The 10,438-nt window shown below is 44.0% G+C and carries 8 protein-coding genes and 1 pseudogene; 6 read left to right on the top strand and 3 right to left on the bottom strand.

Annotation, left to right across the window (positions count from 1 at the left end; all coding sequences use genetic code 11):
• Nucleotides 1-126: 126 nt before the first annotated feature.
• Complete coding sequence (gene lysC, locus H8A87_RS19495) at nucleotides 127-1,500, bottom strand: lysine-sensitive aspartokinase 3 (RefSeq protein ID WP_198691533.1); 1,374 nt, start codon at nucleotides 1,498-1,500, stop codon at nucleotides 127-129.
• A 265-nt stretch (nucleotides 1,501-1,765) separates the two neighbouring features.
• Here lysC and pgi point away from each other — a divergent pair, with 265 nt between their 5' ends.
• The 3 genes from pgi (at nucleotide 1,766) to ubiA (ending at nucleotide 4,991) form a co-directional block, all read left to right on the top strand.
• On the top strand, nucleotides 1,766-3,412 hold the full coding sequence (pgi, locus tag H8A87_RS19490) for a glucose-6-phosphate isomerase (RefSeq protein ID WP_198691532.1): 1,647 nt from the start codon (nucleotides 1,766-1,768) through the stop codon (nucleotides 3,410-3,412).
• Nucleotides 3,413-3,595: 183 nt separating this feature from the next.
• Nucleotides 3,596-4,123: a chorismate lyase gene (gene ubiC / locus H8A87_RS19485; protein WP_198691531.1), complete on the top strand. Its 528-nt coding sequence runs from the start codon at nucleotides 3,596-3,598 to the stop codon at nucleotides 4,121-4,123.
• A 13-nt stretch (nucleotides 4,124-4,136) separates the two neighbouring features.
• On the top strand, nucleotides 4,137-4,991 hold the full coding sequence (gene ubiA / locus H8A87_RS19480) for a 4-hydroxybenzoate octaprenyltransferase (RefSeq protein ID WP_198691530.1): 855 nt from the start codon (nucleotides 4,137-4,139) through the stop codon (nucleotides 4,989-4,991).
• 51 nt (nucleotides 4,992-5,042) lie between these two features.
• On the opposite strand, the gene plsB is transcribed toward ubiA, so the two are convergent.
• Nucleotides 5,043-7,511 carry a glycerol-3-phosphate 1-O-acyltransferase PlsB gene (plsB, locus tag H8A87_RS19475; protein ID WP_198691529.1) on the bottom strand — a complete coding sequence of 823 codons (2,469 nt, stop codon included), beginning with the start codon at nucleotides 7,509-7,511 and terminating at the stop codon, nucleotides 5,043-5,045.
• Between the two features lie 137 nt (nucleotides 7,512-7,648).
• Here plsB and H8A87_RS19470 point away from each other — a divergent pair, with 137 nt between their 5' ends.
• Nucleotides 7,649-8,020 carry a diacylglycerol kinase gene (locus H8A87_RS19470; protein WP_198691528.1) on the top strand — a complete coding sequence of 124 codons (372 nt, stop codon included), beginning with the start codon at nucleotides 7,649-7,651 and terminating at the stop codon, nucleotides 8,018-8,020.
• Between the two features lie 118 nt (nucleotides 8,021-8,138).
• Nucleotides 8,139-8,753, top strand: a complete 615-nt coding sequence (gene lexA, locus H8A87_RS19465; RefSeq protein WP_198691527.1) for a transcriptional repressor LexA — start codon at nucleotides 8,139-8,141, stop codon at nucleotides 8,751-8,753.
• A gap of 141 nt (nucleotides 8,754-8,894) precedes the next feature.
• On the opposite strand, the gene zur is transcribed toward lexA, so the two are convergent.
• Nucleotides 8,895-9,407, bottom strand: coding sequence for a zinc uptake transcriptional repressor Zur (zur, locus tag H8A87_RS19460; protein WP_198691526.1), 513 nt, complete (start codon nucleotides 9,405-9,407; stop codon nucleotides 8,895-8,897).
• Between the two features lie 600 nt (nucleotides 9,408-10,007).
• On the opposite strand from zur, the pseudogene H8A87_RS19455 reads away from it, so the two are divergent.
• Nucleotides 10,008-10,438 (top strand): annotated as a pseudogene (locus H8A87_RS19455) (DUF1266 domain-containing protein); the annotation flags it as partial.

The raw sequence follows: 10,438 nt of genomic DNA, 5'->3' as shown, positions 1-10,438 counted from the left end.
CAACTTTCGGGGGTCAGATCACAACGCGGGTTTTTGCCAGTAACATTTTTTGGATAAGCGATTAAGGCAAGTCAGGATTATCGTCTATAGTGCGACCAATGCCAGCGCGATGTTTAATTTGTTCCGTCATACCTCAAACAAACTCCGATGCAACGTCTGAATCACCTGTTCCGCATCTTTACCGGGAACAAGCAGACAGACATTATGGCTGCTCGCACCATAGCTGATCATGCGAATATTAAACGACTCCAGCGCGCCAAAAATCTCTTTTCCTAATCCCTTCGCCTGAGAAAGTTCATTACCAATAATCGCCACCAGTGCCATATCATCTTCGACTTCCACACGGCATAACGTGGAAAGTTCAGTCAGCAAAGCATTGGTCAGCAGACTGCCATTGGTGCTGGTGGAGCCAGTGGTATCCAACGTCAGGGCGATGCTCACTTCTGATGTGGTAATCAGATCCACCGAAATATTATGGCGCAAGAGCAGGGTAAAAACTTCAGCCAGAAAGCCCCTTGCATGTAGCATTTTCAGGCTATGCAGTGTCAGTAAAGTCTGTTTGCGGCGTAATGCCAGTGCGCGAAACAGCGGTGGATTCTCTGTTTTATCACAAACCACTGTACCGCCCGCTTGTGGTTCTTTGCTGGAGCCAACAAATACTGGGATGCCATAACGCACCGCAGGCAACAATGTGGCGGGATGGAGGATTTTTGCACCAAATGTCGCCATTTCTGCCGCTTCATCAAAGGCAATTTTATCGATGCGTTTAGCCGTGGGGGCAACACGGGGATCGGTGGTGTAGATGCCCGGAACATCAGTCCAAATATCAACGCGCTTTAATCCAAGCGCTTCCCCCAGCAAGGCTGCGGTATAATCACTGCCACCTCGTCCCAGCGTAGTTGTACGGCCTTTTTCTTCTCTGCCGATAAAGCCCTGAGTAATAACAATGGTATTGTCCAAACGAGGGTGAATATGTTCCATCGCCAAAGTATGGAGCTGGTGGGTATCCGGCTCTGCCCGGCCAAAATTATCATTGGTTCGCATGATCCGGCGGATATCAAACCATTCTGCGTCGGTATTGCGCTGGCGCAGCAATTCCACAAACAGCAAAGTGGACATTATTTCACCGTGGCTAACTAATTCATCAGTCAAGGCTTCTGAGGTGGCAAGCGATGCTGCTTCTGACAGCATCTCAATATTTTCCAGCAGGCGATCAATTTCCTCGCGGATCACATTTGCATCATTCAATCGCTCAATAATCGCATATTGAATGTCACGAATTTGTTTCAGGTAACTCTCCCGTTTATCGCTATCACAGCCTGCCGCTAACGCAACCAGCAAGTTGGTCACGCCAGCAGAAGCTGACAGAACGACCACGCGGACATTTGCGTTTGCCAAAATAATATCGGCACAGTTATTCATGACATCATAGTCTGCCACACTAGTACCGCCGAATTTTGCTACAACATACTGCGAGTTAGGAGATGAAACAGCACACATGGGTGATAACCTTTTGTTCGAAGAATAGGCTTTTAGAAATATCGGGTTAGGCGCATTGAGTCAATGCTTGGTAATTAACCATAAATAACTTTCATGATAGAAATGAAATTATCGTTTTTGCCTATCTCAACAATTAGGGCTGGAAATCATTGGCTATTTTGACCAATATCAGTAATTACAAGGAAAGGGAGACTAATCACAGAATTAACCCGTTACAATCTGTGCATTCCTATTGTTTATCGACAGTTGATAGAGAGCATCATCCATGAAAAACATCAATCCTAGCCAGACTGAAGCCTGGAAAGCATTACAGCAACACTTTGAGCAAATGAAGAATGTGCATTTGCGGGATCTGTTTACACAGAACAAAGAGCGGTTTACGGCATTTTCTGCGACATTTGATCAGCAGATTTTAGTGGATTATTCCAAAAACCGTATTACCACTGAAACACTGGCAAAATTACAGGCATTGGCGCAAGAAACCGATTTAGCCAGCGCAATTCGCAGTATGTTCTCCGGTGAGAAAATCAATCGTACTGAAGATCGCGCTGTGTTGCACATCGCTCTGCGTAACCGCAGCAATACCCCGATTATGGTGGATGGGGAAGATGTGATGCCGCAAGTCAACGCGGTGCTGGCAAAAATGAAATCATTCAGTGAACGTATCATCGGTGGTGAGTGGAAAGGCTATACCGGCAAAGCCATTACTGATGTGGTGAATATTGGTATTGGTGGCTCTGATCTTGGCCCGTATATGGTAACTGAAGCGCTGAAAGCGTATAAAAATCACCTGAATATGCACTTTGTTTCCAATGTTGATGGAACCCACATTGCAGAAACGCTAAAAACCTTGGATCCAGAAACCACTTTGTTCCTGATTGCATCCAAGACTTTTACCACACAAGAAACGATGACCAATGCGCATTCTGCGCGTCACTGGTTCCTGCAAAGTGCCGTTGATGAATTACATGTTGCGAAACATTTTGCGGCGTTATCGACCAATGAACAGGAAGTCAGCAAATTCGGTATCGATCCACAAAACATGTTTGAATTCTGGGATTGGGTAGGGGGACGCTATTCGCTCTGGTCTGCGATTGGCTTATCCATTGTACTTTCCATTGGCTATGGCAATTTTGAACAGTTGTTGAATGGCGCCCATGCGATGGATAAACATTTTGAGCAGACTGCCTTTGAACAAAACATTCCCGTTTTGTTGGCGCTGATTGGCATCTGGTATAACAATTTCTTTGGCGCAGAAACTGAAGCGATTCTGCCTTATGATCAATATATGCATCGTTTTGCTGCATACTTCCAGCAAGGCAATATGGAATCAAACGGCAAATACATCGATCGTAATGGCAACCCAGTGAATTACCAAACCGGGCCGATTATCTGGGGTGAACCGGGCACCAATGGCCAGCATGCTTTCTACCAGCTGATCCATCAGGGAACCAAACTGATCCCTTGTGATTTTATCGCACCAGCAATTAGCCATAATCCAGTTAGCGATCACCACAGTAAATTGTTATCCAATTTCTTCGCGCAAACTGAAGCGCTGGCCTTTGGTAAAACTCAGGCTCAGGTAGAAGCAGAATTTGCGGCGGCGGGAAAAAATGCACAGGACGTGGCGAATGTGGTGTCGTTCAAAGTTTTTGAAGGTAACCGTCCAACAAACTCCATTTTATTGCGCGAAATTACGCCATTCAGTTTGGGGGCATTAATTGCCATGTATGAGCATAAGATCTTTGTTCAAGGTGCAATTCTGAATATTTTCTCATTTGACCAATGGGGCGTAGAGTTGGGTAAACAATTGGCGAACCGCATTCTGCCTGAATTACACGATGCAGAAGCCGTGAATAGTCATGACGGCTCCACAAATGGTCTGATTAACCGATTCAAAGAATGGCGCTAATCTGACTTTCCATCTTACTTAATTTCACCTCACCCCAACAAATGTTGTTATTGGGGTGAGGTTTTTTGCTATTTCCATAATTTGTTATCAACTTTTTATTTTATTGGTCTGCAACATGATATCCTCACTCCCCATTCGTTGTGCTGTTGGGGAAATTGATGCTCCCCGCAATGGAAAAATGACATGGCAGATGACACTTTATTAACTTCGACGCCCATCCACTGGTTTTCAACAGATGAGGCCGACCTTCCTGAAGACATTTTAGATTGGCTGATGGAAGTTGGCTCAATGACACGCCGTTTCGAACAACATTGTCAGCAGGTATCGGTTGCCCCTTTCCGGGAATGCTTCATCACGGCAGAAGAGTTAGGCAATGAAAGTGAACACTTACCTGTAAGTGAAAAATATTGGTTGCGTGAAACTGTTTTGTATGGGGATAACATCCCATGGCTTTTGGGGCGCACAGTCATTCCAGCAGAAACACTAACCGGGCCAGATAAAAAATTGGTTGATGTGGGAACCGTTCCACTCGGACGTTATCTTTTTAGTGGTAATAACCTGACGCGGGATTATATTCAAATAGGCCAGCAGGGGCATCGTTGGGTGCGCCGGTCTTTATTGAGACTATCAGGTAAGCCATTGCTGCTCACAGAGGTTTTTCTGCCAGAATCACCTGTGTATAAAATCAACAGAATAAAAGGGGGTAAATAGATTGGAGGTCAGTATGACGCAGAATAAATGGCGTGCTTATTGCCGTTTAATGCGTATCGATAAACCCATTGGCGCATTATTACTATTATGGCCAACATATTGGGCTTTGTGGATTGCCGCGAAGGGTATGCCGAACTTGTACGTTTTGTTAGTATTTACTATCGGTGTGTTTTCCATGCGTGCGGCAGGGTGCTGCATTAATGATTTCGCAGACAGAAAATTTGATGGATATGTAGAACGGACAAAATCTCGTCCTCTTCCGAGTGGTGACATCACCGAAAAAGAAAGCAAAATCTTGTTTGCCACACTGGTACTCATTTCTTTTGCGCTGGTTCTGACGCTGAATAAAATGACGATTGCATTGTCGGTCGTTGCTTTGGCGCTGGCGTGGACTTATCCTTTCGTCAAACGAGTCAGTCATCTGCCACAAGTTGTGTTAGGTGCTGCCTACGGCTGGTCAATCCCCATGGCATTTGCCGCAGTAAGTGAGTCCTTACCTTTGGAATGCTGGCTGTTATTTTTGGCCAACGTCATTTGGTCAGTGATTTATGACACACAGTATGCAATGGTTGATCGTGATGATGACCTGAAAATCGGTGTGAAATCGACTGCTGTACTTTTTGGCCGTTTTGATAAATTGGTTATCGGGATTCTGCAATTCACCATGTTGGGTATTCTGGTGTCAGTTGGCAATATAGTGAATTTGGGGGGAATATATTACTGGACAATATTGCTGGCAGTTGCGCTATTTATTTACCAGCAGAAATTGATTGCGGATCGGGAAAGAGCCCCCTGTTTTCAGGCATTCATGAATAATAACTACGTCGGTTTTATTTTATTTCTCGGTATCTTTTGCAGCTATGTTTAGTATAACGGGCGGAATACCGCCCGTTGATTTTCTATTTCCAGCGTAATGACGTTATTGCTGATCTTCCGCTACCTGCTCAGGTTCATTTTGCTCTGGTGGCATACTGACGCTTTCAATCGTCAAGCGAATTTCTGGTGACATCAACTGACTCAATACATGGTAGAGTTCTTGGGCGCTGGTCGTAATCATATCGCCGCTGTCTTGAATGTAACCTTCTTCGCGTAGCGTATTGACCGAGCTGGCAAAAACCGCCTTGTCAAAGAACTCTGGCGCATTGATACCATGTAACACTGACAGACGCTGTGCCAGCATTCGGCTCTCTTTTTCCAGTACACCACGGCTAATTTCTGGGGTGGCATTCAATAAAGAGAGCGTAATGGCATAGCGTTGTAGCGTTTCTCTGATACCTGCCGCCAGCAATTGCAGTGGGCGAATACGCGCAGGGTTTAGCACCAGCATCTCTTGCTCTTTATTACAGATAAGGCATTGACGCACCAGTTCATCAATCAAAGTATTGACGACTTCAGGGAGCGTCTCCTTACTGTAACGCATGAAAAGTTCTTGCTTGATCAGCGGATAAATCAGCTCTACCTGCCTGAGCAATTCACTACGGCTAATGCGACGGTGATGCATAACAACGCTGGTAATTAAGGATGGCAGGATCAACAAGTGCTGGATATTGTTGCGATAATACGTCATTAATACCGCACTTTCGCGTGGTAGGATAATGATGTCTCCCAGACTGTCTTTTTCGACCTCGAACTTATCCATCAGCAAGGCATGATCCAACAATTCTTCCGCTGTTTTGTTCGGCACAGTGATATCGTCAGTGTAAGGCACATTGCGCAGTAATTGCAGATAGCAATCCAACTGCTCAATAAGCTGCTCGCGAGTAAGTGCTCGCTGACGTGACGACAGCAATGCTGTAGTGCATAAATTGATGGCATTGGCTGCAGCGGCGTTATTGATATTGACCATAATATTGCCAGCCAGCTTGCTGACTGTTGGGGTCAGCCAGGTTGGACGCTGGGATTCTATCGGATCAATGGAATCACGCCACTCTGGAACATGGTGGTTAAGGTACTGTATCAACGGAATGGGTTCCCCAAAGTTCACGTAACCTTGTCCCAGATTACGTAACTTGCGTAGCCCATTCACCATCTGGAAAAAGCCTTCTTTTTCCTTGACCGCACCGCGCAGTTCTTTGGCGTAAGTCGCAACTTCCATCACATGCTCATAACCGATATAGATCGGCACAATGGTGATTGGACGGGATTCTCCACGCAGCATCGCTTGCAAGGTCATAGAGAGTGTGCCGGTTTTAGGGTCAAGCAAACGGCCGGTACGTGAACGACCCCCTTCGACAAAGTATTCAACTGAATAACCGCGGACAAACAACTCACCGAGGTATTCACGGAATATCGTCGAATAGAGCTTATTGCCTTTAAACGTACGGCGGATAAAGAACGCACCGAGACGGCGGAATATCGGGCCGGCAGGCCAGAAATTCAGGTTAATGCCCGCAGCGATGTGCGGTGGAACCAGCCCTTGATGATAAAGCACATAAGAGAGCAGAAGGTAATCCATGTGGCTACGGTGGCATGGAACATAAACCAGTTCATGACCATCCTGTGCCAACTGGCGAATTCGCTCGGCATTATGAACATTGATGCCTTGATACAAACGGTTCCACGTCCAACTCAAAACGCGGTCGGTCAAGCGTACTGTTTCATAGGAGAAATCCGCAGCAATCTCTTCCAACATATTGATAGCGTTCTGTTTCGCCTTTTCGGGAGATATTTTCTTGCTACGTGCTTCATCAGAAAGCGCTTTTTCTATCGCTTTTGATGTCAGTAACTTGTTAAATAGATCCTGTCTGGAAGGCAAACGAGGTCCAACAGCCGCGAGACGCTGACGGGAATAATGCATCCGTGCAACACGGGCGAGTTTATTGGCGATGATATCATCCGTACCATGTTCGTCAGCCATACGGCGTAAAGAAACCGGTGTGGAGAAACGCACAAAACTATCCCGCCCAAGCCACAGGATTGCAAAAAACTTCTGCACACCATTCAGCAGACGTAATTGCGGTGCTGTATTTCCTTCTTGTCCTTCGCGTCCTGGAGAACGGCCAAACATCACGGAAACTGGCACCATCTGGATATTCAAATCGGGATTATTGCGATGCAGATCCAGATAGGAATGAAAAATTTTCACAGATTCATGTTTTGGTGCATAACAACGGAACACACGTGGGCCGTTATCAATAAAGACACAACTAGGAAGCTGCGTGTCACCAATTTCCAAAGGATACAACGGATCCGGCAGATCTTGCGCCAGACATTGTTGACGCAGGGTCAATAAGTCTGTTTTTGAGTGGTACGGTAGTACGTACAAAATAGGCCGTGTCGTATCAAGACGCAGCTCTGCAATGGGATCCGTAGGGATAAGTTTACTTTTTACTAAAAATCTTAGTGGTAAATTCAATAAGTTATAATATATTTTACGCCAACCTGACATAACTACTTTAAGCCTCTTGTTAGCAATGCGTCGCAAGGATACCAGAAACAGATTTTGAGATCTGTCGAAATAAGACAATAATAAGGGCTAAAAGTTATATAACCATACAACTATTAAGCTAATTAAAGAAAATTCTTATGGCAAATCAATCAACAGGTTTGACTCGCATCATTAAAGCGGCCAGGTATTCGGCGAAAGGAATCAAGGCGGCATGGCAAAATGAGGCGGCATTTCGACAGGAGTCAGTTGCTGCCATATTTGCGATCATCATCGCATTTTCTTTAGATCTTGGCTTATTCGAAAGACTCTTGCTTATCGGTTCTGTCATGCTGGTTATTATTGTTGAAATCCTTAATAGCGCTATAGAAGCTGTAGTGGATCGCATTGGCAATGAATATCATGAATTATCGGGCCGGGCGAAAGATATGGGGTCAGCGGCTGTATTTCTAACCATACTTCTGGCGCTATTCACTTGGGGAATGATCCTTTGGTCGCATTTTATGCGCTGATATGACGTGTTTTTCACCAAATTACGTTATTTAGCTGCTTTTACGTGCTGACAGGTTCCCAATTCGAATTTACCTGTATATACTCACAGTCGGACTGTATAAACAAACAGGGGGCGAAATGAAAGCATTAACTGCCAGGCAGCAACAAGTCTATAATTTGGTGCGTGACCATATTTCGCAAACGGGTATGCCACCGACACGTGCTGAAATTGCAGCACGTCTTGGTTTTCGTTCACCTAACGCGGCAGAAGAGCATTTAAAGGCACTGGCGCGTAAAGGGGTGATAGAGATTATCTCTGGTGCATCCAGAGGTATCCGTTTGCTTCTCGAAGAGGAAGATAAAGCGGGATTACCACTAATAGGTCGTGTTGCTGCTGGCGAACCACTGCTGGCTCAGGAACATATCGAAAGTCACTATAAGGTTGATCCCGAATTATTCAAACCAAGTGCTGATTTTCTGTTGCGTGTCCGTGGAATGTCCATGAAAGACATCGGTATTATGGACGGAGATTTACTGGCTGTGCATAAAACACAGGATGTTCATAACGGGCAAATCATTGTGGCGCGTATTGAAGATGAAGTCACAGTAAAACGCTTCAAACAAACAGGAAACAGAATTGAGCTGATTGCTGAAAATCCAGAATTTGAATCGATTGTTGTTGATTTGAGCGAACAGAGTTTCACTATTGAAGGATTGGCAGTAGGCGTTATTCGTAACGGGGACTGGTTCTGATTGTAAAAACGGATAATTGCATTTTGCCATTCTGGGGCGGTCATTTTTTCCAGTACCCGTTGAACTTGAGTTCAGCGGGAACTTGAAAATACATGAGTACATCAGCCGTGACCGCCTCACCAGGCTTCAAGCGTTCTTGCCTTATTTCTTTTTATTTTCTTCAACAGGATGATTATGCTGGCATGTATCGCGTTCCGTGCAGGAATCGATTTCATGGCAGGAAGAGCACAAACCGTGGACTTCTATCACGCTATTTCGCAAATGAAACCCTGTTCCTTGCGCTAACTGTTGAATAGTGGATTCAATATCTTTCGCATCCTTTTCGGTCACTGAGCCACAATCTTCACAAATAAACATAGCTGAAGTATGGCTGGGTTCCTCAAAGTGATGGCAGAGAACATAACTGTTTGTGGATTCTATTTTGTGAATAAAACCTTGTTCCAGTAGAAACTCCAAGCCGCGGTAAACCGTTGGGGGCTTGGCTTTTGGTTCGACTTCACGTAACAAATCCAGCAAATCATACGCGCTTATCGCGCTGGGTTGTTCCGTAATTAAACGAAGAATTTCAAGGCGTTGAGGTGTCAGACGAACCCCTCTTGATAAACAGATTATTTCAGCCTGTGCCAGTAACTTTTTTTGATTGATAGTCTTCATTACACCTCCCACAACACCTCTCACACCTACACGATGCTAATGACTTTAATGTTATCATGTTTTTTGGCTTGGGAGTGGAGTCCCACACAATGCGCTGCACTATTTTGGCATCTAATATGTGTGTCGAAAAGTGACTGATTATCCTCCCATTGGGAAGCACTTTATTTACTGATGTACGGTGATTAAGGGTGAAAATAAAAATTAATCCGCGGATAAGAACGATAAAATAGGCTAAAAAACAGAGAAAATAAAACTGAAAATATTGGATAATATATGAAGGTTTAAATTAATGAATAGGAGTGGTGATATGGATAGTGAAATTTACTTCTTATTTAAATATAACAATAATTATAATTAACAAAGAAAACAATACTTTTGCATTATTAATATTGATGATGGATTTATGGATTAATAATATAAAAGCTGTTTACTCTAAAAATTCCACTTAGGAAGGTAAATGCCAGCTTCAAAAAATACTTAAAACATAGCTTATTTAATTAATGGATTAAAAATGAAAGAGTTACTGCAAAATCACCCTAATAATAGAAGACTTCCTGTTGATGATTTTCAGATAGTCAAAGAAATCCTCAAAGAAAAGGAATGACTTTTCTCAATCCCATTCAGCTAATTGGCTTAAATGTGTTGTGGATTGCAACCCTTTTGCTGAGTGGATTATCGGTAGGAATAACGGGATTGATTTTTGATGCCAATAATACGTCTTCAAGTGGTTATATACTTTGGGTTGTATTGGTTAGTCTGAGTTTACTCGGTATATATCTCTCCATTTATAGCTTCCAACGCATTAAAAACCTCCCTATTTCCGAACAGAAACATTATTACTTACAGGCAGAATGTACGGTCTTACCGGAAGAAAAACGTCAGGCATTACGTTTGCATATGGTGACTTGTTATTACGATGGGTTTTGGACAGAAACATTAGAACATTACCCCCTGAAAAGCCGAGTCTCTCACGATAATTATAAATATCGTATCCTGCCTTTGTCTGATACCGGGTCATGTATTAAATGGTT

Source organism: Xenorhabdus lircayensis, assembly GCF_016306625.1.
Classification (GTDB): Bacteria; Pseudomonadota; Gammaproteobacteria; order Enterobacterales; family Enterobacteriaceae; genus Xenorhabdus; species Xenorhabdus lircayensis.
The sequence above is the reverse complement of the archived record's forward strand: the minus strand, read 5'-3'. Positions and strand labels throughout refer to the sequence as shown.